This is a genomic window from Mycobacterium avium subsp. avium (assembly GCF_009741445.1).
Lineage (GTDB): Bacteria > Actinomycetota > Actinomycetes > Mycobacteriales > Mycobacteriaceae > Mycobacterium > Mycobacterium avium.
The window spans coordinates 562,155-587,369 of the sequence record NZ_CP046507.1 but is presented as its reverse complement, the minus strand read 5'-3'; the positions used below and the strand labels follow the sequence as shown (position 1 = coordinate 587,369).

26 protein-coding genes are annotated in these 25,215 nt (G+C 69.2%); 8 read left to right on the top strand and 18 right to left on the bottom strand.

Annotation, left to right across the window (positions count from 1 at the left end):
• Positions 1 to 75: 75 nt before the first annotated feature.
• From MAA44156_RS02925 to MAA44156_RS02915, 3 genes are all read right to left on the bottom strand, one after another.
• Complete coding sequence (locus MAA44156_RS02925) at positions 76 to 1,011, bottom strand: enoyl-CoA hydratase (protein WP_003875736.1); 936 nt, start codon at positions 1,009 to 1,011, stop codon at positions 76 to 78.
• A gap of 82 nt (positions 1,012 to 1,093) precedes the next feature.
• Positions 1,094 to 1,876 (bottom strand): ABC transporter permease, encoded by a 783-nt coding sequence (locus MAA44156_RS02920; RefSeq protein ID WP_003875735.1) that lies wholly within the window; start codon positions 1,874 to 1,876, stop codon positions 1,094 to 1,096.
• Positions 1,873 to 2,628: an ABC transporter ATP-binding protein gene (locus tag MAA44156_RS02915; protein WP_009974853.1), complete on the bottom strand. Its 756-nt coding sequence runs from the start codon at positions 2,626 to 2,628 to the stop codon at positions 1,873 to 1,875. The genes MAA44156_RS02920 and MAA44156_RS02915 overlap by 4 nt, the downstream gene beginning before the upstream one ends.
• A gap of 81 nt (positions 2,629 to 2,709) precedes the next feature.
• On the opposite strand from MAA44156_RS02915, the gene MAA44156_RS02910 reads away from it, so the two are divergent.
• From MAA44156_RS02910 to MAA44156_RS02900, 3 genes are all read left to right on the top strand, one after another.
• The gene (locus MAA44156_RS02910; RefSeq protein ID WP_003875733.1) at positions 2,710 to 2,874 is read left to right on the top strand and encodes a hypothetical protein; all 165 of its coding nucleotides are present in this window, start codon (positions 2,710 to 2,712) and stop codon (positions 2,872 to 2,874) included.
• Positions 2,875 to 4,353, top strand: a complete 1,479-nt coding sequence (locus tag MAA44156_RS02905) for an alpha,alpha-trehalose-phosphate synthase (UDP-forming) (RefSeq protein ID WP_009974848.1) — start codon at positions 2,875 to 2,877, stop codon at positions 4,351 to 4,353.
• Positions 4,354 to 4,445: 92 nt separating this feature from the next.
• Complete coding sequence (locus MAA44156_RS02900; protein ID WP_009974845.1) at positions 4,446 to 5,024, top strand: hypothetical protein; 579 nt, start codon at positions 4,446 to 4,448, stop codon at positions 5,022 to 5,024.
• Positions 5,025 to 5,036: 12 nt separating this feature from the next.
• On the opposite strand, the gene MAA44156_RS02895 is transcribed toward MAA44156_RS02900, so the two are convergent.
• The 12 genes from MAA44156_RS02895 to MAA44156_RS02840 all read right to left on the bottom strand — a co-directional run bounded on the left by MAA44156_RS02895 (position 5,037) and on the right by MAA44156_RS02840 (position 16,918).
• Complete coding sequence (locus MAA44156_RS02895) at positions 5,037 to 5,528, bottom strand: mammalian cell entry protein (RefSeq protein ID WP_009974843.1); 492 nt, start codon at positions 5,526 to 5,528, stop codon at positions 5,037 to 5,039.
• Positions 5,528 to 6,259, bottom strand: a complete 732-nt coding sequence (locus MAA44156_RS02890) for an Rv1363c family protein (protein WP_011723691.1) — start codon at positions 6,257 to 6,259, stop codon at positions 5,528 to 5,530. The genes MAA44156_RS02895 and MAA44156_RS02890 overlap by 1 nt, the downstream gene beginning before the upstream one ends.
• A gap of 11 nt (positions 6,260 to 6,270) precedes the next feature.
• The gene (locus MAA44156_RS02885; RefSeq protein ID WP_003875728.1) at positions 6,271 to 7,995 is read right to left on the bottom strand and encodes a virulence factor Mce family protein; all 1,725 of its coding nucleotides are present in this window, start codon (positions 7,993 to 7,995) and stop codon (positions 6,271 to 6,273) included.
• 12 nt (positions 7,996 to 8,007) lie between these two features.
• Positions 8,008 to 9,162, bottom strand: coding sequence for an MCE family protein (locus MAA44156_RS02880; RefSeq protein WP_009974841.1), 1,155 nt, complete (start codon positions 9,160 to 9,162; stop codon positions 8,008 to 8,010).
• Positions 9,159 to 10,586, bottom strand: coding sequence for a virulence factor Mce family protein (locus tag MAA44156_RS02875; protein ID WP_009974839.1), 1,428 nt, complete (start codon positions 10,584 to 10,586; stop codon positions 9,159 to 9,161). Before MAA44156_RS02875 ends, MAA44156_RS02880 begins: the two co-directional genes overlap by 4 nt.
• Positions 10,583 to 11,647 (bottom strand): virulence factor Mce family protein, encoded by a 1,065-nt coding sequence (locus tag MAA44156_RS02870; RefSeq protein WP_019732616.1) that lies wholly within the window; start codon positions 11,645 to 11,647, stop codon positions 10,583 to 10,585. The genes MAA44156_RS02875 and MAA44156_RS02870 overlap by 4 nt, the downstream gene beginning before the upstream one ends.
• Positions 11,637 to 12,689 (bottom strand): virulence factor Mce family protein, encoded by a 1,053-nt coding sequence (locus MAA44156_RS02865; RefSeq protein WP_009974835.1) that lies wholly within the window; start codon positions 12,687 to 12,689, stop codon positions 11,637 to 11,639. The genes MAA44156_RS02870 and MAA44156_RS02865 overlap by 11 nt, the downstream gene beginning before the upstream one ends.
• Complete coding sequence (locus MAA44156_RS02860) at positions 12,689 to 13,891, bottom strand: virulence factor Mce family protein (protein ID WP_009974834.1); 1,203 nt, start codon at positions 13,889 to 13,891, stop codon at positions 12,689 to 12,691. The genes MAA44156_RS02865 and MAA44156_RS02860 overlap by 1 nt, the downstream gene beginning before the upstream one ends.
• 21 nt (positions 13,892 to 13,912) lie before the next feature.
• Entirely contained in the window at positions 13,913 to 14,755 is an 843-nt protein-coding gene (locus MAA44156_RS02855) for an MlaE family ABC transporter permease (RefSeq protein ID WP_003875719.1), read from the bottom strand.
• 19 nt (positions 14,756 to 14,774) lie between these two features.
• Positions 14,775 to 15,539: an MlaE family ABC transporter permease gene (locus MAA44156_RS02850; RefSeq protein ID WP_003875718.1), complete on the bottom strand. Its 765-nt coding sequence runs from the start codon at positions 15,537 to 15,539 to the stop codon at positions 14,775 to 14,777.
• Positions 15,540 to 15,775: 236 nt separating this feature from the next.
• Positions 15,776 to 16,690, bottom strand: coding sequence for a 3-oxoacyl-ACP reductase (locus tag MAA44156_RS02845; RefSeq protein ID WP_023880369.1), 915 nt, complete (start codon positions 16,688 to 16,690; stop codon positions 15,776 to 15,778).
• Between the two features lie 36 nt (positions 16,691 to 16,726).
• Entirely contained in the window at positions 16,727 to 16,918 is a 192-nt protein-coding gene (locus MAA44156_RS02840; RefSeq protein WP_003877155.1) for a ferredoxin, read from the bottom strand.
• A gap of 213 nt (positions 16,919 to 17,131) precedes the next feature.
• Here MAA44156_RS02840 and MAA44156_RS02835 point away from each other — a divergent pair, with 213 nt between their 5' ends.
• From MAA44156_RS02835 to MAA44156_RS02815, 5 genes are all read left to right on the top strand, one after another.
• Complete coding sequence (locus tag MAA44156_RS02835) at positions 17,132 to 18,310, top strand: acyl-CoA dehydrogenase (RefSeq protein ID WP_009974832.1); 1,179 nt, start codon at positions 17,132 to 17,134, stop codon at positions 18,308 to 18,310.
• A gap of 29 nt (positions 18,311 to 18,339) precedes the next feature.
• Positions 18,340 to 19,437 carry an acyl-CoA dehydrogenase family protein gene (locus tag MAA44156_RS02830; RefSeq protein ID WP_009974831.1) on the top strand — a complete coding sequence of 366 codons (1,098 nt, stop codon included), beginning with the start codon at positions 18,340 to 18,342 and terminating at the stop codon, positions 19,435 to 19,437.
• A 5-nt stretch (positions 19,438 to 19,442) separates the two neighbouring features.
• On the top strand, positions 19,443 to 20,954 hold the full coding sequence (gene fadD17 / locus MAA44156_RS02825; protein ID WP_009974830.1) for a long-chain-fatty-acid--CoA ligase FadD17: 1,512 nt from the start codon (positions 19,443 to 19,445) through the stop codon (positions 20,952 to 20,954).
• 50 nt (positions 20,955 to 21,004) lie between these two features.
• Positions 21,005 to 21,217 (top strand): hypothetical protein, encoded by a 213-nt coding sequence (locus MAA44156_RS02820; RefSeq protein WP_065370978.1) that lies wholly within the window; start codon positions 21,005 to 21,007, stop codon positions 21,215 to 21,217.
• Positions 21,218 to 21,344: 127 nt separating this feature from the next.
• Complete coding sequence (locus MAA44156_RS02815) at positions 21,345 to 22,058, top strand: serine hydrolase (RefSeq protein WP_009974825.1); 714 nt, start codon at positions 21,345 to 21,347, stop codon at positions 22,056 to 22,058.
• On the opposite strand, the gene MAA44156_RS02810 is transcribed toward MAA44156_RS02815, so the two are convergent.
• The 3 genes from MAA44156_RS02810 to MAA44156_RS02800 are packed head-to-tail and all read right to left on the bottom strand — an operon-like array spanning position 22,044 to position 25,208.
• Positions 22,044 to 23,594 (bottom strand): acetolactate synthase large subunit, encoded by a 1,551-nt coding sequence (locus tag MAA44156_RS02810; RefSeq protein ID WP_065370977.1) that lies wholly within the window; start codon positions 23,592 to 23,594, stop codon positions 22,044 to 22,046. The genes MAA44156_RS02815 and MAA44156_RS02810 overlap by 15 nt on opposite strands.
• On the bottom strand, positions 23,591 to 24,418 hold the full coding sequence (locus tag MAA44156_RS02805) for an amidohydrolase family protein (RefSeq protein WP_003875709.1): 828 nt from the start codon (positions 24,416 to 24,418) through the stop codon (positions 23,591 to 23,593). Before MAA44156_RS02805 ends, MAA44156_RS02810 begins: the two co-directional genes overlap by 4 nt.
• A gap of 22 nt (positions 24,419 to 24,440) precedes the next feature.
• Positions 24,441 to 25,208 (bottom strand): fructosamine kinase family protein, encoded by a 768-nt coding sequence (locus tag MAA44156_RS02800; protein ID WP_009974821.1) that lies wholly within the window; start codon positions 25,206 to 25,208, stop codon positions 24,441 to 24,443.
• Positions 25,209 to 25,215 lie beyond the last annotated feature (7 nt).

Sequence of the window (25,215 nt, the reverse complement as noted above, 5' to 3'; positions counted from 1 at the left end):
ACTGGAACAGGTTCTAGCTATAGAAGCATGTCCCCTCGGGGTGAATATCGCTACCCCCGGTCTCGTTAGGGCTCGCTACGGGGTGTCGCGGCGGGCCAGCCTGGTCGGCTTGGCGTTGCGCCAGTCCTCGACGTCGGGCGGCAGGCCGACCGGATAGCGGTTCTCGTTGTGCGCCGCCCAGTGCGCGTGACCCAGCTCGTGGATGTGGAACGCGTGCCGCAGCGCCTCCGTGAAGCCCATCGCGTCCGAGGCGGCGTTGACCGAGTCCTTGATCAGCAGGGCGGCCATAGTCGGCCGCTCGGCGATGCGGCGCGCGAATTCCAGTGTCTTGTCGGCCAATTCGTCGGCCGGGAACACCTTGGACACCATGCCCAGCCGGTAGGCCTCGTCGGCGTCCAGCGCATCACCGGTCAGCAGCAGCTCTTTGGCCTTGCGGGGGCCGAATTCCCAAGGGTGCGCGTAGTATTCGACGCCCGGCATGCCCATCCGGACGCCGACCACATCGCTGAACTTGGCGTTGTCGGCGGCCACGATCAGATCGCACGCCCAGATCAGCATCAGGCCGGCCGAGATCGCGTTGCCCTGCACCTGGGCGATGGTGATCTTGCGCAGATCGCGCCAGCGGCAAGTGTTTTGGAAGAAGTAGTGCCACTCCTGCAGGTAGGTCTTCTCCGCGATAGGATCGCGGGTGGCGCCGTTGAACCGGAAGGTCGGATGCTGGCCCGGCCCGGGCTGGCGTTCGGCGAGCGCCAGCTCCGAGCCCAGGTCGTGACCGGCGGAGAAGTTTTTGCCGCGCGCAGCCAGGATGACCACCCGAACGGCGTCATCGGCCTCGGCCCGCACGAACGCCTCGTCGAGCTGAACGAGCAACCCGCGGCTCTGCGCGTTGTGGGCGTCGGGCCGGTTGAGCCAGATGCGCGCGATGCGGCCCTCGTCGAGGGTTTCGTAGGTCACCAGCTCCTCGGCCGGCCGGGCGCCGGGCTGCGCCCCCGCTTGTTCGGAGAGAGTCATTGCGCCCACCTCGCTTGTCGTCGGCTCAGGATTGTTTACACATTACGGCCAGTGTGTAACCGGAACGCCCCGGGGTTGACGGTCAATCCGGCGGCCGCTGATCCAGCGGCCGCAGCCGATGGTCGCGGGTGAACACCAGCCGGACGATGCCGAGCGCGACGACCACCGTGGTGGCCGCGACCGAACCCAGGATCAAGAACATCACCACGGCCTGCACCAGCACCGCCTGCAGCGGCGGCACGCCGGCCAGGATGAGCCCGGTCATCGCGCCCGGCAGGAACACCAGGCCGGTGGCCTTGGTCGTCTCGATCTGCGGGGATATCGCCGACCGCAACGCGATCCGCAGGTAGGGGGAGGCGGCCTGGCCCGACGGCTGCCCCAGTGCCAGCCTGGCCTCGACCTCGTCGCGCTTGTCGCGCAGCTCGTCGACCAACCGCCGGGCCACCAGCACCATGGCGGTCATCGAATTGCCGATCATCATCCCCGCCACCGGCACCAGGGTGCGCCCCTGCAGCGGGAACACCCGCAGCCCGAAGAGCACCCCGAGCGTCACCACCGCGGCGGCGGCGAACGCCGCCACCGCCAGCGGGGCGAACCGCGGCACCTCGGGCGCCCGCCGCCGGGCCACGTCCCCGGCGTAGCCGACCATCCCCGCGACCCAGGCCCACGACCACCACAGCGACCGGCCCGGCTCGAACAGCAGCGTCAGCGCGCCGCCCACCAGCAGCAGCTGCACCAACGCGCGGGAGGCCGCCCACAGCAGCTGGCGCTCCAGGCCCAACCGCCGCCACAGCGAGATCGCGCCCGCGAACGCCACCAGGATCAGCGACGTCGCCAGGCCCAGCCAGCCGACCTGGCCGTTCATCGCGGCACCGCGCCGTCGTCGGGCCCGCCGCCGACTTGGCTGAGCCCCAGGCTGCGGCCGCGCTCCAGCCGCAGCACCCGGTCGGCCGCCCGCGTCACCTGCGCCGCGTCATGGGTCACCCACAGCGCCGGCGTGCCGTCGGCGGCCAGCTCCCGCACCGCCCGCTCGATGACTTCGGCCGCTTCGGCGTCGACGGCGGAGGTGGGTTCGTCCAGCAGCAACACCTGTGGGCGGGCCATCAGCGTGCGGGCCAGGCACACCCGCTGCGCCTCGCCGCCGGACAGGGCGAGCACGTCGCGGTCCAACCACGCACCGGTAAGCGCCACCCGGTCCAGCGTCTCGCGCATGCGCGCCTCGTCGGCGTCCGGGTCGGCCACCCGCAGGTTGTCCGCGACGGTGCCCGGGAACGGGGTCGGGCGCTGGAAACACATGCCGACCCGGCGCCGCAGCCACAGCGGGTCCAGCCCGGCGATGTCGGAGCCGTAGAAGGACACCCGCCCGCTGGTCGGCAGCTCCAGCCGGTTGCACAACCGCAGCAGGGTCGATTTGCCCGATCCCGACGGCCCGAACACCGCCGTCACCCCGCGCCCGGGAATCGCGGCGGTCAGCCCGTCCAGCGCCCGCAGCCCGCGCCGTTCGACGACGACGTCGACGAACTCGAACACCGGCTCCTCAGCGGTCACCCGCTCATCCTGCAACACCGCGGCGCCGGCCGACCGTGTCTTCGCGCGCGGCGCGGCGAATCCCTGCAAACCGGCGATAAATACGCTCGACGCCCGTTAGCTGGTGAGACACAGCTGCGGCCGCTCGCGCGCGTCGCTTACAGTTAAGTCATGCCTACGAAATCTGATCCGGGCGAAATCGGCGACGTCGAGCCGGTCGCCGACAGCACTGCGAGCCAGGCCAGGCGGGTCGTGGCGGCGTACGCCAACGACGCCGACGAGTGCCGGGTCTTCCTGTCCATGCTCGGTATTGGGCCGGCGAAGCTCGACACGTAAATGGCTCCCGGGGGAGGGCGAGGCTCGAAGACGGCCAGCTACGGCAATTCCGACTTCGTCGTGGTCGCCAACCGGCTGCCGGTGGATCAGGAGCGACTTCCCGACGGCAGCACGGCCTGGAAGCGCAGCCCCGGCGGCTTGGTCACCGCCCTCGAACCGCTGCTGCGCCGCCAGCGCGGGGCATGGGTGGGCTGGCCCGGGATCGTCGACGAGGACGTCGACCACGAGGACGACCCGATCGTCCAGGACGACCTGGAGCTTCGGCCGGTCAAGCTGAGCGCCGACGACGTCGCCGAATACTACGAGGGCTTCTCCAACGCCACGCTGTGGCCGCTGTATCACGACGTCATCGTCAAACCGATCTACCACCGCGAATGGTGGGACCGCTACGTCGCCGTGAACCGCCGCTTCGCCGAGGCCACCTCGCGCGCCGCCGCGCGCGGCGCGACCGTGTGGGTGCAGGACTACCAGCTGCAGCTGGTGCCGGCGATGCTGCGCGAACTGCGGCCCGACCTGACCATCGGCTTCTTCCTGCACATCCCGTTCCCGCCGGTGGAGCTGTTCATGCAGCTGCCGTGGCGGACCGAGATCGTCAAGGGCCTGCTCGGCGCCGATTTGGTCGGGTTCCATCTGACCGGCGGCGCCCAGAATTTCCTGTTCCTGTCCCGGCGGTTGATCGGCGCCAACACCTCCCGCGGCGCGGTGGGGGTGCGGTCACGCTACGGCGAGGTGGAGCTGGAGTCCCGCGTGGTCCGGGTGGGCGCCTTCCCCATCTCCATCGACTCCACGGCGCTCGACCAGACGGCCCGGCACCGCGATATCCGGCGCCGCGCCCGCGAGATCCGGGCCGAGCTGGGCAACCCGCGCAAGGTGCTGCTCGGCGTCGACCGGCTGGACTACACCAAGGGCATCGACGTTCGGCTGAAAGCCTTTTCGGAGCTGCTGGCCGAGGGCCGCGCCAAGCGCGACGACACCGTGCTGGTGCAGCTGGCCACCCCGAGCCGGGAGCGGGTGGACAGTTATCAGCAGCTGCGCAACGACATCGAACGCCAGGTCGGCCACATCAACGGCGAATACGGCGAGGTCGGGCATCCGGTGGTGCACTACCTGCACCGGCCGGTCCCCCGCAACGAACTCATCGCGTTCTTCGTGGCGGCCGACGTCATGCTGGTCACGCCGCTGCGCGACGGGATGAACCTGGTCGCCAAGGAGTACGTGGCCTGTCGCAGCGACCTCGGCGGGGCGCTGGTGCTGTCCGAATTCACCGGCGCCGCAGCCGAACTCCGGCAGGCGTATCTGGTCAACCCGCACGACCTGGAGGGCGTCAAGGACACCGTCGAGGCCGCGCTCAACCAATCCGTCGAGGAGGGCCGGCGCCGGATGCGGTCGTTGCGCCGGCAGGTGCTCGCGCACGACGTCGACCGCTGGGCGCGTTCGTTCCTCGACGCGCTCGCCGAGTCGGGGCCGCGTGACGGCTGATCGGGCGCTCTCGCCGGGGGCACCCATGGTGCCGGCGCGGCAACGCTGTGATACTCAGAGGCGGCGTCGAACGTGAAGGAGAGGCGGTTGCGATGAAGCTCCGTCACGGCCTGGCCGCAGGCGCCGCCGTCGTCATGGCGGTGGGCACCGGACTCGCGGTGCAATCCGGGCAGCCGGCCAAAGCCGTCGGCCCGCCGGCGGACGGCACCTACAACTACAACGAGGCCGGCGTTTCCGGGGTCACCTGGACCATCTCGGCGCTGTGCGATCAGCCGTCCGGAACCCGCAACATGAACGACTACTCCGACCCGATCGTCTTCGCGTTCAACTGCGCGCTGAACATCGTCAGTTCGACGCCCGAGCAGATCAGCGCCGCCGACAAGCTGCAGAACTTCAGCGGCCGCGCGCGGATGTCGAGCATGCTGTGGACGTTCAAGGTGCAAAAGGACAACGGGGTGTCCTGCCCGGGCGGGGGCACCGCGCCCACCACTGAGACCTACGCGTTCAGCGACGAGACCATGAGCGGCACCCACACCACGCTGCACGGCGCGGTGTGCGGGCTGCAGCCGGAGATGAAGAAGCAGCCGTTCTCGCTGCAGATGACCGGTCCGCCGCCCAGCCCGATCGAGCGATACCCGTTGTACTGCAACGGTATTGCGATGTGCTACTGAACCGGTGCGGGGCTAGATCGGCGTGATGTAGGCGATCAGCCACTGCTTGCCGATCTTTTTGAAGTCCACCCGCAGCCGGCTGCCGTCGTAGAGCGGCTGGCGGGACTTGTCGGTCACCGTCCGGTTCATGTACACCATCACCGACGCCGAATCCCGTTGGGCAGACATGACTCCCACGCCGACGACGTTGGCCTGCACCACCACTTCGCGCTTCTTGGCCTCGGGGATGATCTGGTTGTTGACGCTCTTCTGGAACTCGGCGCGATAGTCCGGCGTCAACAACGGGTACGCGGCCGACAGGCTGCGCTCGACGGTCTGGTAGTCGTAGGCGAAGACCTCGGGGATCTCCTTGGCGGCCAGGCCGGGCAGCACCGCGCGCGCCGCCTGCTCACCGCGGGTCTGGACCCGGTCCCAATACATCGCGCCGGCCACCGCGGACAGCCCGACGAACGCCACGGCCAGCAGGTAACCCGCGGCGACGAGCAGCCGGCGCCGCCATCGCATCAATTGCCCCCGTCTGGATACTTCAGGTCGTAGCCGGTCATCCGCCCGGCGTCGTCCTCGTGCACGATCACCCGCAACCGGTACGGCATGGACGGCTTGTTGACCCCGTCGATGTCGGCGACAGTGACCCGCACCGACACCAGCACCGACGCGTTATCGGTAACGGCGTCAACGCCTTCCAGCGCGGCGCCGTTGACGACGGCCTCCGACGTGGCGTTGGTGGAGCGGAACAGCCCCTTGAGGTTCTCGACGTTGTTGTTGGCGCTGAGCATGCCGCGCAGCGGCCCGCTGGTGCCGTTGACGAACCGGTTCACGCTCTCGTCGATGTTGTCCTGCTTGTAGCTGAACATGTTGACCACCGTCTGCGTGGCGGTGTCGACGAAACGCTGGTCGCGGGACTGTTTGGCCTGGGCGTCGCGCTGCTGGACAAACAGCACCGCCACCCCACCGGCCAGCGCCCCCACCGCCAACACGGCCGCCGCGAACGAGATCCACGCCACCAGCGTCCGGTGCGGCTGGCGCCGCGGCGGCGGCTTGAGCGACTTGAGCGTCTTGCCGGATTTGGCCGACGGTTTCGGGGCGGGCGCCGGTGCGGCCACCTCGGTCGCGACGGTCACGGCCTGGGTCGACTCGCTCTTGGCCGGGCCCGCCGCGCGGGAGGCGCGCCGACGAGCACGCGGCCTGCTCGTCGGTTGGTCGGCCGCGGCGGCGTCCGCCCCGGCAGGGTCCATTACCGGCTCCATCACATAGGCCTTGGATCACGCATCAGGTCCACCCAGTTCTCGGCGCCGGAGGTCCCGGTCGCGCCGGCCGCGAAGATACCAGTGCCACCGGCCGGATCGACAAACGCGCCGGTCTTCTCGTCATAGGTGGCGTACGCCGGGCCGCTGGCCTGCGGCTGCCCGCCGGGCGGCGGCCCCCACGGCTTCTCCGGCCCCGGACCCGCCGGCGGCGGATTGATGCCCTCCGGCGGCGCCGGCGGCGGCAGCCACTTGGGGTACGGCAGCTGTGGCGGCACCGGCGGCACCCCCGGCGGCTGCCACGAGGTGAACGGCGGCGGCGGCCCGTTGTCGTTGGGGGGCGGCGGGGCGTAGGCCGGCTGCTTGTTGGGCAGCGGCCCCGGCCCGGGCACCACCCCCGGCGGCGGCGGCCCGACGATCGGCGTGCCGGGGTCGGGCTCGGCATCCGGCGGGATGTACGGGAACTTGTTGGGCGGCAATACGTTCAGCCCGTTGGTGACCGGGGTGTCATAGGGCACCGGCGGGCCGCGCCACGGGTTGCGCCCGATCGGCACATAGCCCTTCGGGTCGCGGCACAGTTGCACCGTCGGGGCGCGTTTGCCGGGGAATTCCTGGCAGGGGTAGTTGCGCGCGCCGCGCACGGTGCTCGGATCGTTCTGCGCGGTCTTGCAGTACATGTCCTTGGGCAGCTCGCGCACCGTCTCGTCGGCGGGGGTGCGCATCAACGGCGGCGGCAGGAACCCGACGGCGCACGGCGGCGGGTCGTTGAGGTCGAGCTTGAAGTCCAGCTTGGCGCCCTCGTCCTGCGGCCCGCCGCCGGCCGCGGTGGTGATCGCGGCGAACAGCGCCGGCAGCACGACCAGCAGCTGCTCGATCGACTTGTGGTAGATGACGCCCACCCGGCCCAGGTTGGCCAGGCTGGCGGCCAGCGCCGGGAAGGAGGGACGGATGCCGGAGAACGCGGTGCTGGCCTCGTCGGTGGCGCCGGGCGCGGTCGCCAGGGTGTCGCGCAGTTGCGGATCGGCTTGCCGCACTTCGGAAGTGAACCGGGCCAGCCCGTCGGACAGCGACTTGATGTCGGCGCCGGCGCGGATCTGGGCCTCCAGGAACGGGCCGGCCTGATCGATCAACTGCGACACCTGCGGATAGTTGGCGTTGGCCTCGTCCACCAGCAGCCGGGCCGACTCGAATAGCCGGGCCAGCTCGGGGCCCGAGCCGTTGGCCGCGATGAACGTCTCGTGCAGCAGCTCCCGCAGCCGGGTGTCGCCCAGGCTGTTGACCAGCGTCTCGGACCGCCGCAACAGCTCGGCCACATCCTGGCCGATCCGGGTGTTCTGCCGCTCGATGCGAGATCCGTTGCGCAGCTTGGTCGATGCCGGCGCGCTCGGGGGCACCAGGTCGATGTACTGCTCGCCCACCGCCGACACGCTCTTGACGGTGGCGGTGACGTTCGACGGGATGGCCGTCTCGCTGTTGAGCCGCATCTGCGCGATCACGCCGTTGGGGCTCAGCCCCACCGACTCGACCCGGCCCACGGCCACGCCGCGGTAGGTGACGTTGGCGTTCTTGTACAGGCCGCCGCCGGCCACGAAATCGGCGCTCACACCGTAGGTTCCGATGCCGAACGTGGCGGGCAGCCGCAGGTAGAAGACCGCCATGACGGTCAGCGTGATGACCGTGATGACGGCGAAGATCGCCAGCTGGATCTTGGTCAGTCTGTCATGCATCGCGTCCGCCCCTTACTGTCCCGAAGCCGTGCCGGGCGGAATCTTGAACGGGTCGGCCGCCTGTCCGGACAGGTTGGCCATCTCGCCGACCAGGAAGTCGGGCGGGTTGAGGATCTCGTTCATGTGGGCCATGTTCGGGTCGAAATACGCCGTGGTGAAGAAGGTTTCGCCGAGCCGGCGCAAGGTGAGGTCGAAGGTGGTGAACACGTTGAGGTAGTCACCGCGCACCGCCTGCTTGATGCCGAAGTTGGGGAACGGGAAGGTCAGCAACAACTGCAGCGAGGTGACGAAATTGCGGCGGTTGTCGTTGAGGGCCTTGACGGCGGCGTACAGGTCCTTGAGGTCGGCGGCGAAGTCCACCTTGGTCTTGGCCAGGATGTGCGAGGTGACGTCGGCCAGTTTGTGCAGCGCGCTGAACGCCTCGACGATGTGGTCCCGGTTTTTGTTGAGCACCCGGATCGCCTCAGGCAGCGTGTCCAGCGCCCGCCCCAGGTTGTCCTTGTCGCGGGCCAGGCTCGCCGAGAACCGGTTCAATCCGTCGACCGCGTCGATGATGTCGTTCACCTGACGGTTGAGCCCCGAGGTCAGCTCGGCCAGCCTGGGCACCAGGTCGACGAACTGGTCCTGGCGGCCCGCGACGGCCCGGTAGGTCTCGTCGGTGATCTCTTCCAGCGCACCGACATTGCCCTTGTTCACCACGACACCGAGCGCCGAGAGCACCTCTTCGGTGGTGGGGTAGCGACCGGTGTTGGCCTCGGCGATCTTCGACCCGTCGGTCAGCCGGCCGACGGCCGGCCTGTCCTTGGGGCGGTTCAGGTCGATGTGCATCGAGCCGAGCAGCGAGGTCTGGGCGACCGTCGCGGTCGAGTTGGCCGGCAGCACCACGTTCTTGTCCAGCGCCAATTTCACTGCCGCATAGAACGATCCGTCGGAGCGCTGTTCGGCTGAAATACCGGCGACGCTGCCGACGGTGACGTCGTCCACCATCACCGGGGAGTTCTGCGGCAGCGTCGCCACGTCCGGCAGTTCGACGGTGATCGAGTAGGCGCCGCTGCCGTGACCGGCGGTGCCGGGCATCGCCAGCGAGTTCAGCCCGCCGAACTGGCAGCCGGCCAGCAGCATGCTGCCCGTCGCCAATCCGCCGGCGCGCAACCACATTCGGCTCATCCGCCACCGCCCAAGTCGGCGCCCAGCCCGCCGGGCGCCTGGCCCGGCGGCGGGCCGGGCCGCGGGCCGAACGCGCTGCCCGGGGCGGGGCCCGGGGCTGGAGCGCCGCCGGCCGGCGCCGGACCGGATTGCGGGGCCGTCGGCACCAGCAGGGCCTGCAGGTCCGCCGGGTTCTGCACGGCCGGCGGGGTCTGGGCGCCCTTGGCGGGAATCCAGGTCAGCTGCGGCACCGGGGTCGCCGACTTGGCCTGGGTCTCCGGGGTGTCGTAGATGATCTGCCCCTTGTAGGCGGTGATCGTGTTGAGCGGGTGGAACATCAGCGGCGGATAGTTCACCGTGAGCCGGCGCAGCACCGGCCCCAACCGCTCGCGGCACAGTTCGGCGCGCTTGTAGTAGTCCGGCGCCCGGGGGCCGCCGGCCGTCTCGAAGGACCCACCGCAGATGAACTGAACCGGGTTGGCGAATTCCGGGATGGACAGCAGCCCGTTGAGCGTGCCCTGCGCGGGGTCGTAGATGTTGTAGAAGTTGGCGATACCCGGACCCGCGACGTGCAGCACCTGCTCGATGTTGTCGCTCTGGTCGCTGAGCGTCTTGGCGAAGTCGTTGAGGTTGTTGACCGTATCGACGATGGTCGAGTTGTTCTCGTGCAGGAACCCGCGGATGTCCGACAGCGCCTTGTTGAGGGTGCCCAGGGTGGTGTCCAGGTGCCGCGAGCTGTCGGCGAGCACCTGCGACACCGAGGCGACGTTGCCGGCGAACTGGACGATCTGTTCGTTGCTGGACGACAGCGCGTTGACCAGTATCTGCAGGTTCTTCACCGTGCCGAAGATGTCGCCGCGCGAATCCCCAAGCCGCCCAGCGGCTTGCGAGAGTTCACGCAGCGCGCTGTGGAACGACTCGCCCTTGCCGTCGAAGGTGTCCGCGGCCTGGTTGATCGCCGCGCCCAACGGTCCCTGCATCGATCCGGCCGTCGGTCCGAGTTGGACGGCCAGCTGGGTCAGCGACTGTTTGACCTCGTCCCACTCCACCGGGACGGCGGTGCGGTCCAGGCCGATGCTGGCGCCGTCGGCCAGCACCGGCCCCCCGGTGTAGGCCGGCGTCAACTGAATGAACCTGGCCGCCACCAGGTTTGGCGACATGATGATGGCCTTGGCGTCCTTGGGCACCTTGACGTCCTGGGACACCGACATGGTGATCTTGACGTCGGTGGGCCGCGGGTCGATCGTGTCGATGGTGCCGACCGGGACGCCGAGGACGCGCACCTGGTCGCCGGGATACAACCCGACCGCCGAGGTGAAGTAGCCGACGATCTTGCGCGTTTTCGCTTGCGACGTCAGCACATACACGCCACCCACCAACACCGCGACCAGCGCGATGATGGTGGTGTAGCGCAGCCCCCTGCTGCCGGCCAACCGCTGCATCATGGTGACTTCGGCCTGATGATCCAGCGTTCCTGAATCAGGCCGCGCAGGTAGTCGGCCAGGCTGGCCGGCATCTTGCCCGGCTGATAGAAGAAGTCGAACATCGTCGCCAGCAGCGGCGCCGGGATGACGCCGTAGACGTTCACGTTGAACCCGGGGCCCGAGCCGACCACCTCGCCCAGCTCGGTGGCGTAGGTGGGCAGCCGCTTGAGGGCCTCGGTGATGTAGTCGCGTCGCTCGTTGAGGTTGGCCAGCACGTCGTTGAGCTTGTTCAGCGCCGGGCCGAATTCCTTGCGGTTGTCGGCGACGAAGCCCGAGATCTGCGCCGACAGGCCTTGAATCCCCGAGATCAGCCGGCCGAGGGCGGCCCGCCGCTCGTCGAGCGCGGCGAACAACTCGTTGCCGTCGTCGACCAGCTTGTTGACCTGTTCGGCGCGCTGGGACAGCACACCGGTGACCGACTTCGCGTGCGCCAGCAGGCTTTGCAGCGCCTCGTCGCGGCGGTCCAGGGCGCGCGACAGCGAGGTCACACCGTCCAGCGCACCGCGCAGCTCCGGGGTGGCGTCGTGCAGGGTGTCGGTCAGCACGTGCAGCGCCTGCTCGAACTGGGGCTTGTTCAGGTTGCTGGCGTTGGATCCCAAGTCCTCGAGCGCACCGGCCAGCGTGTAGGGGGTCGTGGTCCGGCTCAGCGGGATGGTGGTGGCCTTGCCGCCGCCGGCCGGGGTCACCGCGATGGAGCGTTCGCCGAGGATGGTGTCGGTGCGGATGGCGGCCAGCGACTGGTCGCCGACGGCCACGTGCCGGTCGACGCTGAAGCTGATCTTGGCGCTGTCGCCGGCCAGGCCGACGTCGGTCACCTTGCCGACCTTGAGGCCCGAAACGTACACGGCGTTACCGGGATTGATGCCGCCGGCGTCGGTGAAGTAGGCGTCGTAGATCTTGCCCTGCGGCCAGAACGGCAATCCGGCGTAACCGAACGCGATGAGCACGACGCACACCACCAGCACCACACCGAAGATGCCGGTGCGCAGTGGATCGCGCTCACGCGGTGCGTTACTTGACAAAAGCGCACCTCCCCTTGCTGGGATCCACCTGGCCGCCGAGCGGCAGCAGGATGTCGCTACCGGCCGGGCCGTTGATCTTGATCGTCACGGAACAGAAGTAGATGTTGAAGAACGAACCATAGGCGCCGAGTGCGGCCAGCCGCAGATAGTCCTCGCCCAGCTGCTCGACGTCGTTGTTCACCTCGGCCTTGCGGTTGTCCAGCTCGGTGGCCAACGGGCGGGTGTTCTCCAGCACGCCTTGCAGCGGCCGGCGCGAATTCTGCAGCAGCTCAGTCAGATCCGTCGTCGTCGAGGCCAACGGCGGGATGGCTCCCGCAATGTCGTCCTTGTGCTTGGCCAGCCCGGTGATCAGCTGCTGCAACTGGTCGACGCTGGCCGAGAACTGTGCGCTGCGCTGGTCGACGGTGGTCAGCACCGTGTTGAGGTTGTTGATCACGTCACCGATGAGCTGATCGCGCTGGCCCAGCGCCGAAGTGAACGCGCTGGTGTCGGCCAGCACGTTGGACAACGCGCCGCCCTGGCCCTGCAGCAGCTGGATGACCGCGCTGCTGATGGTGTTGACCTTGTCGGCGTCCAGGCCCTTGAGCACCGGCCGCAGTCCGCCCAGCAGCGCGTCGAGATCCAGTGCGGGCTGGGTGTGCTGGCTGTTGATGGTCCCGCCCGCCGGCAGCTTGCGCAGCTCGCCGGGGCCCGACGTGATCTCCAGATGCCGGTCGCCGACCAGGTTTTCGTAGCGGATCACCGCGCGGGTGGACGAATACAGGGTGTAGCGCTTGTCCACGCCGAAGGTCACGTCGATGGTGTTGTCCCGGTTGAGCTTCACGGCCTCCACCGCACCGACCGGTACACCGGCGATGCGCACCTTCTGGCCGGCCTTCAACCGGGACACGTCGACAAACGTTGCGTGGTAAGTGCTTTCGGGGCCGAACCGGAAGTCGCCGAAGACCACCACCAGTCCGGCCGACACCAACAGCATGGCCGCCGCGAAGATGCTGACCTTGATCACCATCGAGCGGTGCGAGGGCATTCCCGAGCCGGCCATCAGAAGTCGTCCCGTTCCGCGAAGGCGCCGTGGAACAAGAACTGCAGCGTGGAGGGCGCGTCGACCTGCAGTTCGGTGAACGGCTCGTACGGGATGTTGGCGTTGTCGGTGACCAGGAACGGCGCCCGGTAGAACGAGCCGCCGGTCTGCTTGGTCGGGATGTCCGGCAGCCCACGGCAGTTCGGCCCGCCGGAGGCGTTGACGATCGGCAGCGATTCGGGATAGGTGTACGACGGCGCGCCCAGCACGAAGCTGGACGAGGTGAACAGGCCCGCCTTGCGGACGCCGAGCAGCGGGGCGAATTCCTTGATGCCGCGCTCGATGCCGGCGAACAGGCAGCCGAATTCCGGTGAATAGTCGGCGGCCACCTTCAGCGGGGCGCGCACCCGGTTGATGGTGTCGATGAAGTCCTGCTCGGCCGGGGCCAACGTGTCATAGGCGTTGTTCGCCAGGCCGATGGTGGCCAGCAGCGTGGTGTCGAGGTTCTTCTGCTGGTCCACCACGGTCTTGTTGATCGTGGGCAGGTTGTCGAAGACGGTGTTCAGGTCCGGCGCGGCGTCGGCGTAGACGTTGCTGACGACCGCGGTCCTGCGGAAGTCCTCCTGCAACGCCGGCAGCTTCGGATTCGCTTGGCGGGTCAGCGTATTCAGCCCCGACAGGATGCCGCCCAGGTCATCACCGTGGCCGCGCAGGCCTTCGGAGAAGGCGCTCAGCGTTCCGTTGAGTTCGACGGGGTCGATCTTGTGCAGCAGGTCGATCAGCGACTGGAACAAGGTGTTGACCTCCAGCTGCACCGAGGTGGCCGCGACGTGGGCGTCCGGGCGCAGGGAGGTCGGCGAAGGTGTTTGCGGCGGAATGAATTCCACCGCCTTGGCGCCGAAGATGGTGTTGCCGGCGATGTGCACGGTGGCGTTGGACGGGATGAAATGCATGTCCTTGCTGTTGATGCCCAGCGTCAGCCGCGCCTGGTCGCCGGAGTACTCGATGGCCTCGACTTTGCCGATCTGGATGCCGCGGTATTTGACCTTGGCGCCCTGCTCCATCACCAGCCCGGCGCGGGGCGCGGACACGGTGACGGTGTCGATCGGCGCGAAGGCCACCGTGTACGAAAGATAGGTCAGCACAGCGAAAGCCACCATCAGGCCGGCCAGCACTGCTGCGGCCAGCCGGACGGTGGTGCGTCGCGCTCCTGTGTCTGCCATGTCCCTTGTTAAGCGGTTCTCTTATCCGGAGAGGTTGAAGTTACCCGATGCCCCGTAGACGGCGAGCGAGATGAACAAAGTGATGACGACCACGACAATCAGCGAGGTGCGCACGGCCTGGCCGACGGCGATGCCCACGCCGACCGGGCCGCCGTGCGCGTTGTAGCCGTAATAGGTGTGCACCAGCATGACCGCGATGGACATCACGATGGCCTGCAGGAACGACCACAGCAGGTCCGAGGGGATCAGGAAGGTGTTGAAGTAGTGGTCATAGAGGCCCTTTGACTGCCCGTTGATGTAGACGGTGGTGAAGCGGGCGGCGAAGAACGCGGCCAGCACCGACAGCGAGTACAGCGGAACGATCGCGATCAAGCCGGCGATCAGCCGGGTGGAGACCAGGTAGGACACCGAGTGCACCGCCATGCACTCGACGGCGTCGATCTCCTCGGAGACCCGCATCGCCCCCAACTGCGCGGTGGCGCCGGCGCCGATGGTGGCCGCCAGCGCGATGCCGGCGATCACCGGCGCGACCACCCGCACGTTGAGGAAGGCCGACAAGAACCCGGTCAGCGCCTCGATGCCGATGTTGCCCAGCGACGAATACCCCTGCACGGCGATCACCCCGCCCGAGGCCAGGGTCAAAAAGGCCGCCACCCCCACCGTGCCGCCGATCATCACCAAAGCGCCTGCGCCCATGGTCATCTCGGCGATCAGCCGGATCGTCTCCTTGCGGTACCGGGTGAGCGCGTTGGGCACGTAGCGCATGGTCTGCCCGTAGAACAGCGCCTGCTCGCCGAAGTCGTCGACCGGTTCCTGCAGCCGCGAGAACCACCGCCGAAATCGCAGCGTGGCGTCATAACTCATGGCGTGCCCACCCGTCCCATCACTTCGCCGAGATTCGCACGCCGATGGCGGTCATCACCACATTGATCACGAACAGACAAATGAACGCATAGACAACGGTCTCGTTGACCGCGTTGCCCACCCCCTTGGGCCCGCCCTTGACGGTCAGCCCGCGATAACAGCCCACCATCCCGGCCATCACCCCGAACAGCAGTGCCTTGACCTCGGCCAGCACCAATTCACGCAGACCGGTCAGCACCGTCAGCCCGTTGATGAACGCACCCGGGTTGACGCCCTGCAGAAAGACCGAGAACACATACCCACCGGAAAGCCCGATGGCACAGACCAATCCGTTGAGCAGCAACGCCACCACCGTCGACGCCAGCACCCGGGGCACCACCAGCCGGTGGATCGGGTCGATGCCCAGCACCCGCATCGCGTCGATCTCCTCGCGGATGGTGCGCGCACCCAGATCCGCGCAGATCGCCGTCGCACCCGCGCCGGCCACCACCAGCACCGTCACCACCGGACCCAGCTGCGTGATGGTGCCGAACGCCGTGCCGGCCCCCGAGAGGTCCGCCGCGCCGATCTCGCGCAGCAGGATGTTCAAGGTGAACGCCACCAACACCGTGAACGGGATCGACACCAACAGCGTGGGCACCAGCGACACCCGGGCGATCATCCACGTCTGATCCAAGAACTCGCCGAACTGGAACGGCCGGCGAAACGCCGCCCGGCCGGTATCGATCATCATTTCGAAGAAACCGCCGACGGCGCGGGCGGGGACCGCAAGTTGTTCGATCAACTTGAGTTCCCCCCTCGATAGGTCTCGGCGAAGTCTATGGCTGGCCTTTGCGTCGTTTAGGTTCGCACCCGGGCCGGTGTGAGCCGGATCATATTAACTCAGAACAAGTTCACCATGTCAATGAACAGCATTTCTTTATCCCAACCGTTAATTCAGCAGGTCAGACGCACTTGTCACGTGTCAAACTGACACACGTTCTACCTGCTGATTTCCCCCCGCCGATTAGCTGCCCCCAGCTATTGCTCCATCAGTGCGCTCGCCGAAAAATTGTGCTCGGGATCACGTCCAGCAAAGTAATCCTGCAACGTCGCGCTGAGTTCGGCGGGGTCCCACGCGGGGCCTTGCGCGCTGAATTTGTGCTCGGCGGTCGGCGCAGCGACAAGTGTCACCTGTGGACCGTAGACGATGAACACCTGCCCGTTCACTTCGGCGGCGGCCGGCGACGACAGGAAGGTGACCAGGTTGACCACATGCTCGGGCGACAGCGGGTCGACCCCGCCGGCCGGGACCTCGGGCGCATCGCCGAACACGTCGGCCGTCATCGCGGTGCGCGCCCGGGGGCAGATCGCGTTGGCGCACACGCCGTAGCGGCCCAGCGCGCGGGCGGCCGTCAGGGTCAGCGAGATGATGCCGGCCTTGGCGGCGCCGTAGTTCGCCTGCCCGACCGGGCCGACCAGGCCGGCCTCCGACGCGGTGTTGACGATGCGGCCGAAGATCCGGCCGCCGGCCTCCTTGGCCCTCGAGCGCCAGTAGGCGGCGGCGTTGCGGGTCAGCAGGAAGTGGCCGCGCAGGTGCACGGCGATGACCAGGTCCCACTCCTCGTCGGACATGTTGAACAGCATCCGGTCGCGGGTGATGCCGGCGTTGTTCACCACGATGTCCAGCCCGCCCAGCCCGTCGGCCTGAGCAACCAATTCGTCGGCGGTGGCGCGTTCGCTGATGTCGCCGGCCACCGCGACGGCCTTGGAGCCGGCGGCGTTGATCTCGTCGATGACGTCGGAGGCGTCCAGCGCGGTGGCGATGTCGTTGACGACGACGGTCGCGCCCAGGCGTGCCAGCCCGAGCGCCTCGGTGCGTCCCAGGCCCGCGGCCGCACCGGTGACCACCGCGACCTTTCCGGACAGATCGGTCGCGTTCGTGCTGCTAGTCAATTTATGAATACCTCTAGTTTCTGTGTTCCGCCCGGTTCAGTCGCCGCGCGACAGCGCCGCGCGCGGGCATTCGGCGATCGCCTGCTCGGCCAACTGCTCCTGATCGGCGGGAATCGGGTCCAGCTTCACCACGGCGTAGTCCTCGTCGTCGAGGTCGAAGATATCTGGGGCAATTCCCAAGCACACTGCATTACCTTCGCACCGGTCACGGTCCACGATCACCCGCACAGCACCCTCCTTGAACCTGGCCTTCGAACTGAGGACACGCCTCATCAGTATGTAGGTCCACCATAGGACCCCGACACCTCTGGGGAAACGGTCGCTGGATTCCCAGACTAGAACGTGTTACAACCGGGAAGACGAACGGGTAGCCGTTGGTCGAGCCGCACCACGCGACGTGGCTTGTCACTCCGAACGACGTTGACCTCAAGGACGGCCGAAATGCGCATCAGTTATACCCCGGAGCAGGAGGACCTGCGTCGCGAGCTGAGGTCGTACTTCACCAAGCTGATGACGCCCGAGCGCCGCGAGGCGCTGAGCTCGACGCAGGGCGAATACGGGGTCGGCAACGTCTATCGCGAAACCGTCGCCCAGATGGGCAAGGACGGCTGGCTGACCCTGAACTGGCCCAAGGAGTACGGCGGCCAGGACCGCTCCCCGATGGACTCGCTGATCTTCACCGACGAGGCCGCCATCGCCGGCGCGCCGGTGCCGTTCCTGACGATCAACAGCGTGGCGCCGACGATCATGGCGTTCGGCACCGACGAGCAGAAGAAGTACTTCCTGCCCAAGATCGCCGCGGGCGAGCTGCACTTCTCCATCGGCTACTCCGAACCGGGCGCCGGCACCGACCTGGCCAACCTGCGCACCACCGCGGTGCGCGACGGCGACGACTATGTGATCAACGGCCAGAAGATGTGGACCAGCCTGATCGCCTACGCCGACTGGGTGTGGCTGGCGGTGCGCACCAACCCCGAGGCCAAGAAGCACCGCGGCATCTCGATGCTGGTGGTGCCCACCACCGCGGAGGGTTTCTCCTGGACGCCGGTACACACCATGGCCGGCCCGGACACCAGCGCCACCTATTACTCCGACGTGCGGGTGCCGGTGACCAACCTGGTCGGCGAGGAGAACGGCGGCTGGAAGCTGGTGACCAACCAGCTCAACCACGAGCGCGTCGCGCTGGTCTCGCCGGCGCCGATCTATTTGGCGCTGCGCGAGGTGCGGGAATGGGCGCAGAACACCAAGGACGCCAGCGGCGCCCGGCTCATCGACTCCGAGTGGGTGCAGATCAACCTGGCCCGGGTGCATGCCAAGGCCGAGGTGCTCAAGCTGATCAACTGGGAGCTGGCCTCCTCCGACGGCCACGCCCTGGGGCCGGCCGACGCCTCGGCGGCCAAGGTGTACGGCACCGAGCTGGCCACCGAGGCCTACCGGCTGCTGATGGAGGTGCTGGGTACCGGGGCCACCGTCCGTCAGGACTCGCCCGGCGCCCTGCTGCGCGGCCGGGTGGAGCGGATGCACCGGGCGTGTTTGATCCTGACCTTCGGCGGCGGCACCAACGAGGTGCAGCGCGACATCATCGGCATGGTCGCGCTGGGACTGCCCCGCAACCGCTGAGCCGCATCTGCAGACAAGGACGGACGTTCATGGACTTCACCACCACCGAAGCGGCGCACGATCTCGGCAACCTGGTCGACACCATCGTGGACTCGGTCTGCACACCCGAACACCAGCGCGAGCTCGACGGCCTCGATCAGCGCTTCGACCGCGACCTGTGGACCAAGCTGATCGACGCCGGCATCCTGTCCAGCGCGTCGGCGACGTCGCTGGGCGGCGACGGCTTCGGCGCGCTCGAGCAGATCGCGATCCTGGTGGCACTGGGTCACCAGCTGGCCGCGGTGCCCTACCTGGAGTCGGTGGTGCTGGGCGCCGGGGCGCTGGCCCGGTTCGGCACCGAGGAGCTGCAGCAGGGCTGGGGCGTGCCGGCGGTCAGCGGCGAAAAGACGCTGACCGTCGCCCTCGACCCGGAGATGGGCGAGGGACCGGTGCAGGCGGTCAGCGCCGGCGCCGGTTACCGGCTGACCGGCACCCGCACCCAGGTCGGCTTCGGCCCGGTCGCGGACGCCTTCCTGGTTCCGGCCGAAACCGATTCCGGGACAGCGGTTTTCCTGGTTGCCGCCGACGATCCGGGCGTCACGGTGACCGCGCTGGAGACCACCGGCCTGGGCAGCGTCGGGCATCTGGCGCTGGACGGGACCCAGGTGGACGGCACCCGCCAGGTCGGAGGCGCCGAGGTCGCGGCCTGGCTGGGCACGCTGGGCACCTTGGGGCGGGCCGCTTTCCAGCTCGGGGTGCTCGAGCGCGGCCTGCAGATGACGGCCGAATACGCCCGCACCCGTGAGCAATTCGACCGCCCGATCGGCAGCTTCCAGGCGGTGTCGCAGCGGCTGGCCGACGGCTACATCGACGTCAAGGGCTTGCGCCTGACGCTCACCCAGGCCGCCTGGCGGGTCTCGGAGGACCTGCCGGCCGAGGTCGACGTCGCCACCGCGGCGTTCTGGGCCGCCGACGCCGGGCATCGGGTGGCGCACACCATCGTGCACGTGCACGGCGGCGTCGGCGTCGACACCGATCACCCGGTGCACCGCTACTTCCTGGCCGCCAAACAGGCCGAGTTCGCGCTGGGCGGCGCCACCGGGCAGCTGCGCCGGATCGGCCGCGAGCTGGCGGAGACGCCCGCCTAGGCGCAATGGAACTCAGCGACGATCTGACGGTCACCGAACTGCTGGTGCCGCTGACCGAGATCGACGATCGGGGTGTCTACTTCGAGGACTCGTTCACCAGCTGGCGCGATCACCTGCAGCACGGTGCCGCGATCGCCGCGGCGTTGCGGGCGCGGCTCGACCCGGCCCGCCCGCCGCACGTCGGCGTGCTCCTGGAGAACACCCCGCTCTTCTCGGCGGTGCTGGTGGCGGCGGGAATGTCGGGGATCGTGCCGGTGGGGCTCAACCCGGTGCACCGCGGCGATGCGCTGCGGCGCGACATCGCCAGGGCCGACTGCCAATTGGTGCTGGCCGACGCGAATTCGGCTGGGACGCTGGGCGATATCGAGCACCTGAACGTCGACTCCGCCGCATGGGCCGACGAGGTGGCCGCACACCGCGGCGCCCCGATCGTTTTTCGATCCGCCTCGCCGGCCGACCTGTTCATGCTGATCTTCACCTCGGGCACCAGCGGCGAGCCGAAGGCGGTCAAGTGCAGCCACGGCAAGGTCGCCATCGCCGGCGTGACCATGACGCAGCGCTTTGGCCTGGGCCGCGACGACGTCTGCTACGTGTCGATGCCGCTGTTCCATTCCAACGCGGTGCTGGTCGGCTGGGCGGTGGCCGCGGCCTGCCAGGGCTCAATGGCGTTGCGGCGCAAGTTCAGTGCCTCGGGATTTTTGCCGGACGTGCGCCGCTACGGGGCCACCTACGCGAACTACGTGGGCAAGCCGCTGTCCTACGTGCTGGCCACGCCGGAGCGGCCCGACGACGCCGAGAACCCGCTGCGCGCGGTGTACGGCAACGAGGGCGTGCCCGCCGACATCGAGCGCTTCGCCCGCCGGTTCGGGTGCGTCGTGCAGGACGGGTTCGGCTCCACCGAGGGCGGTGTGGCCATCGCCCGCACCCCCGACACCCCGCCCGGCTCGCTGGGCCCGTTGCCGGCGGGTATCGACATCGTCGATCCCGATACCGGCGCGTCCTGCCCCCCGGGGGTGGTCGGCGAGCTGGTGAACACCGCCGGGCCGGGGCGTTTCGAGGGCTACTACAACGACGAGGCCGCCGAGGCCGAGCGGATGGCCGGCGGGGTGTACCACAGCGGCGATCTCGCCTACCGCGACGAGGCCGGCTACGCGTATTTCGCCGGGCGCCTTGGTGATTGGATGCGGGTCGACGGCGAAAACCTGGGGGCCGCACCGATCGAGCGGGTGCTGCTGCGCCATCCCGACGTCACCGAGGTGGCGGTGTACCCGGTGCCGGACCCGACGGTCGGCGACCAGGTGATGGCCGCGCTGGTGCTCGCACCGGGCGCCGAGTTCGACGACGAGAAGTTCCGCGCCTTCCTGGCCGAACAACCCGACCTGGGGCCCAAGCAGTGGCCGTCGTACGTGCGGATCAGCACCGAACTCCCGCGGACGGTCACCTTCAAGGTGCTCAAGCGGCAGTTGGCCGCCCAGGGCGTCGACTGCGGTGACCCGGTGTGGAAGATCGGCCGCTGACGCGGCGGCGCCGAATACGCTTCGGCCGCAACGAGAAAGGGCTCGGACGGATGACGAAGGTGCACAAGCTCATCGCCGGTTCGCTACTGGTCGGGTCGCTGGCCGGCGGCCTCGGGCTGGGCGCCGGCCGCGCCCCGGCCGACCCGCCCCCGCCGCCTCCGATGCCGCCGCCCCCGCCGCTGGTATGGGCGCCGCCGACGCCGGAATCCGAACCGCCGGAAGCTCCTCCCGCCGCCGAGCTCCCGCCGCCGCCGTCGGGCTAGCGGTCGCCGGCGGCCGCACTGTGCGACACTGCATGAACGTGCCGCCGACACGAGGAGACGCGATGGTTGCTGCGCCGGCCCCATGCTCCGGCGGCATCGTCACGCGCGCCGACACCGGAAGCGGCGCATGACTTCACGTCCTCTCGAACTGGCGCTCGAGGCCAGCTTCGACCAGCTTGCCGCGACGGTGCCGGCGAAGGTCGGGGTGGCCGTCGCCCGCCCGGACCGCACGTTCTCCCTGGGCAGCTGGTGGTCGGGGGTGGCGTGGTCGACGATCAAGGTGCCGCTGGCGATCGCGGCCCTGCGCAAGGACTGGCTGGGCGCCCGCGAATTGGCCACCAAGGCCGTCACCGAATCCGACAACCGCGCCTCCGAGCAGTTGTGGTCGCAACTGGGCGAACCGGCCGAGGCGGCGCGGCAGGTCCAGGCCGTGGTGGCCGAGGGCGGCGACACCGCGACGGTGGTGGAGTCCCGCCGGCTTCGCCGTGGCTTCACCGCTTTCGGTCAGACCCAGTGGAGCTTGCAGCGCCAGGCGCGGTTCGCCGCGGAGCTGTCGACCATCCCGGACGCGGCCGAGGTGATCGACATGATGCAGCGCCTCAGCCCTACCCAGCGGTGGGGGCTGGCCGCCAAAGGGCTTGCCGCCAAGGGGGGTTGGGGCCCCGGCGGCCGCGGTGAATACCTGGTCCGGCAGTTCGGCGTCGTCCCCACCCCGACGGGAAACTGGGGGGTGGCGCTGGCGGCGGACACCCACGACGGCGTGTTCGAGACCGGCGTCGACGTGCTCGACACGTTGACCGACTGGCTGCTCAGCCGGCTGCCGAGCCTAGCCCGCTATTGAGGGCACCACGGCATCGATCAGGTGCGGCCCCGGTTCGGCGAGGGCGGCGCGCAGCGCGTCGGCGAATTCCTCCGCGGTGCTGACCCGCCGGGCCGGCACGCCCATGCCTTCGCTGATCTTCACGAAATCCATTGCGGGATCCGACAAATCGAGCAGGGAAAGCGCTTCGGGCCCGGGGGCCGATCCGGCGCCGACGCGTTGCAGCTCGATGCGCAGGATGTCGTAGGCACTGTTGTCGTACAGCACGGTGGTCACGTTGAGGTTCTCCCGGGCCTGGGTCCACAATCCCGAGATCGTGTACATCGCCGAGCCGTCGGATTCCAGGCAGAGCACCGGACGATCCGGGGCGGCGACGGCGGCACCGACCGCGGCCGGAATGCCGTAGCCGATCGCCCCGCCGGTCAGGGTCAGCCAGTCGTGCGCCGGCGCGCCGGCGGTCGCCTGTGCCAGCAGCACGCCGGAGGTGTTCGACTCGTCGACGACGATCGCCCGTTCCGGCAGCAGCGCCCCGATCACGTCGGCCGCCGACGCCGACGTCAGCGGGCCCGTCGGCAAGGCCGGGCGCGACGCCGCCGCCACCGGCGCCGCGGTCCCGGGCGCGAGCTGATCCGCCAAGGCGCTCAACGCATCCGCCGCGCCGGTGTGCCCGGCGAGCACGTGCACCTCGCAACCGGCGGGCACCAGATCGCTCGGCATGCCCGGGTAGGCGAAGAACGACACCGGCGACTTGGCGCCGGCCAACACCAGATGCTTGGCGCCGTCCAGCTGGGCGGCGGCGGCTTCGGCGAAATAGGCGAGCCGCTCGACGGCGGGGATGCCGGCGCCGCGCTCCAGCCGGGTGGGGAAGGTTTCGCACAGCACCCGGGCGCCGGTGGCCGCGGCGATCCGGGCGGCCGCGGCCAGCCCGGCGCGGCGGGTAGCGTCGCCGCCCACCAGGATCACCGTCGGCTCCCCCGAGCGCAGCACCTCGACCACCTCCGGCGCCAGCAGCGGGTCGGCACCCGCCGGCCGCGCGTCCATGGTGGAGAACAGCTGCGCGCCGTCGGACCAGGACACGTCGGCGGGCAGGATCAGCGTGGAGATCTGCGATCCCCACCGGCTGGCGGCGATGCCCTCGACGGCGTCGGCCGAAACCTGGGAGGCGTCGCTGGTCCGGCGCACCCATCCCGAGACGCTGCCGGCGAGCGCGTCGATGTCGGATTCCAGTGGGGCGTCGTACTTTTTGTGGTAGGTGGCGTGGTCACCGACGACCACCACCATCGGCACCCTCGCGCGGCGGGCGTTGTGCAGGTTGGCCAGCCCGTTGCCCAACCCGGGGCCCAGATGCAGCAGCACCGCGGCCGGCCGAGCGGCGATGCGGGCGTACCCGTCGGCCGCGCCGGTGGCCACGCCCTCGAACAGCGCCAGCACGCCGCGCATCCGCGGAACGCTGTCCAGCGCCGCGACGAAGTGCATTTCCGACGTGCCCGGGTTGGCGAAACACACGTCGACGCCGCCGTCGACCAGGGTCCGGATCAGCGCCTGAGCACCGTTCACGTGGCTGCCTCCAGTCTGAACACCCGCTCGGCGTTGCCGTGCAGGAAATCCCGCCGGGCCTCGTCGGACAGCCCGAGTCCGTCCAGTCCCGCCAGCGCGTGCTCGGCGGTGATCATCGGATAGTTGGTGCCGAACAACACTTTTCGCTGCCCGGTCCCGGTTTTGATGAACCTGACGAGTTCGTCCGGCAACCGCTCGATGGTGTAGGCCGAGGTGTCGATGTAGACGTTCTCGTGCTTGCGGGCCACCGCGACCATCTCCTCGGTCCACGGGTAGCCGACGTGGCCGCAGACGATCACCAGCTCCGGGAAGTCCAGGGCCACCTGGTCGATGTAGGGAATCGGGCGGCCGGTCTCCGACGGCCGCAGCGGGCCGGTGTGCCCGACCTGGGTGCAGAACGGCACTCCGGCCTCCACGCACGCGGCGAACAGCGGGTAGTAGCGGCGATCGGTGGGCGGGGCGTTCCACAGCCACGGCACCACCCGCAGGCCGACGAATCCGCCGTCGGCGATCCGGCGTCGCAGCTCGCGGACGGCTTCCATCGGGCGGTCCAGGTCGACGGCGGCCAGGCCGGCGAACCGATTCGGGTGCGCGGCAACCCATTGCGCCACCTCGTCGTTGGACACCAGATCCTGCCCGTTGGGACCGCGCCAGGCGCTGAGCAGCCCGTAGCGCACGCCGGCGGCGTCCATCGATGCCAGGGTCGCCTCGATGGGGATGTCGGTGTCGGGGATCGACCCGCCGGTCCAGCGCCGCAGCGAGGCCAGCATGTCGCTGCGCAGGAACCTGACGGTGGGATGCTGCATCCACACATCGATCGTCATGCGACCCGACTCTAGACCCGGGTCATGCGGCCAGCGCGGCGCGGGCCGCGGCGTCCGTCTGGCCCGCGTAGCCGCCGCCGAACAGCACCACGTGCGCCAGCAGCGGATAGAGCTGGTGCAGCCCAATCCGGTTGCGCCAGCCCGGTTTCAGCGCTCGCACCTGTTGGTAGCCGGCCAGCACGGCGTCGTAGTGCGGGCAGCCGAACAGCGCCAGCATCGCCAGGTCGGTTTCGCGGTGCCCGCCGTGCGCGGCCGGGTCGATCAACACCACGCCGTCGGGCGTCCACATCACGTTGCCGCTCCACAGGTCGCCGTGCAGCCGGGCGGGACCGTCGTCGTCGTCGAAGTCACCGGCCCGGCAGCGGGCCGCCACGGCGCCGATCGCGTCGCGGGTGGAGGCCGCCAGCCTCGGCGCGGCGCGCTCGGCCATCGGCACCAGCCGCTCCTCGGCGTAGAAGCTGCCCCAATGCCGGTGCCGCCGCAGCGACATCGGCAACGGCTGCGACAGCGGCCCGAAGTATCCCGGCCCGTCCCATCCGTCGGGGCCCGCCCCGAACGCGGCCGCGCCGGCGTCATGCGTGACGGCCAGCCGGCGGCCGAACTCGTGCGCCGCGTCCCGGCCGGCGGGCACCGACTGCAGCCGGCGCAGGGTCAGGCTGGTCGCGTCGACCGCCACCACCCGGGCGCAGGGCACGCCGCCGTCGACGCTCGACAGCCAGCGCAACCCGGCGGCCTCCCACCCGAAGAAGCCCTCGGGCGGCCGGGGGTGCTGCTTGACGAAATCGGTCACCCAGCCG

What these genes read in the sequence shown, in the direction of transcription:
- MAA44156_RS02925 (WP_003875736.1), bottom strand. Translation starts at nt 1,011, where the DNA reads ATGACTCTCTCCGAACAAGCGGGGGCGCAGCCCGGCGCCCGGCCGGCC.
- MAA44156_RS02920 (WP_003875735.1), bottom strand. Translation starts at nt 1,876, where the DNA reads ATGAACGGCCAGGTCGGCTGGCTGGGCCTGGCGACGTCGCTGATCCTG.
- MAA44156_RS02910 (WP_003875733.1), top strand. Translation starts at nt 2,710, where the DNA reads ATGCCTACGAAATCTGATCCGGGCGAAATCGGCGACGTCGAGCCGGTC.
- MAA44156_RS02905 (WP_009974848.1), top strand. Translation starts at nt 2,875, where the DNA reads ATGGCTCCCGGGGGAGGGCGAGGCTCGAAGACGGCCAGCTACGGCAAT.
- MAA44156_RS02900 (WP_009974845.1), top strand. Translation starts at nt 4,446, where the DNA reads ATGAAGCTCCGTCACGGCCTGGCCGCAGGCGCCGCCGTCGTCATGGCG.
- MAA44156_RS02895 (WP_009974843.1), bottom strand. Translation starts at nt 5,528, where the DNA reads ATGCGATGGCGGCGCCGGCTGCTCGTCGCCGCGGGTTACCTGCTGGCC.
- MAA44156_RS02890 (WP_011723691.1), bottom strand. Translation starts at nt 6,259, where the DNA reads ATGGACCCTGCCGGGGCGGACGCCGCCGCGGCCGACCAACCGACGAGC.
- MAA44156_RS02885 (WP_003875728.1), bottom strand. Translation starts at nt 7,995, where the DNA reads ATGCATGACAGACTGACCAAGATCCAGCTGGCGATCTTCGCCGTCATC.
- MAA44156_RS02880 (WP_009974841.1), bottom strand. Translation starts at nt 9,162, where the DNA reads ATGAGCCGAATGTGGTTGCGCGCCGGCGGATTGGCGACGGGCAGCATG.
- MAA44156_RS02875 (WP_009974839.1), bottom strand. Translation starts at nt 10,586, where the DNA reads ATGATGCAGCGGTTGGCCGGCAGCAGGGGGCTGCGCTACACCACCATC.
- MAA44156_RS02865 (WP_009974835.1), bottom strand. Translation starts at nt 12,689, where the DNA reads ATGGCCGGCTCGGGAATGCCCTCGCACCGCTCGATGGTGATCAAGGTC.
- MAA44156_RS02860 (WP_009974834.1), bottom strand. Translation starts at nt 13,891, where the DNA reads ATGGCAGACACAGGAGCGCGACGCACCACCGTCCGGCTGGCCGCAGCA.
- MAA44156_RS02855 (WP_003875719.1), bottom strand. Translation starts at nt 14,755, where the DNA reads ATGAGTTATGACGCCACGCTGCGATTTCGGCGGTGGTTCTCGCGGCTG.
- MAA44156_RS02835 (WP_009974832.1), top strand. Translation starts at nt 17,132, where the DNA reads ATGCGCATCAGTTATACCCCGGAGCAGGAGGACCTGCGTCGCGAGCTG.
- MAA44156_RS02830 (WP_009974831.1), top strand. Translation starts at nt 18,340, where the DNA reads ATGGACTTCACCACCACCGAAGCGGCGCACGATCTCGGCAACCTGGTC.
- fadD17 (WP_009974830.1), top strand. Translation starts at nt 19,443, where the DNA reads ATGGAACTCAGCGACGATCTGACGGTCACCGAACTGCTGGTGCCGCTG.
- MAA44156_RS02820 (WP_065370978.1), top strand. Translation starts at nt 21,005, where the DNA reads ATGACGAAGGTGCACAAGCTCATCGCCGGTTCGCTACTGGTCGGGTCG.
- MAA44156_RS02815 (WP_009974825.1), top strand. Translation starts at nt 21,345, where the DNA reads ATGACTTCACGTCCTCTCGAACTGGCGCTCGAGGCCAGCTTCGACCAG.
- MAA44156_RS02805 (WP_003875709.1), bottom strand. Translation starts at nt 24,418, where the DNA reads ATGACGATCGATGTGTGGATGCAGCATCCCACCGTCAGGTTCCTGCGC.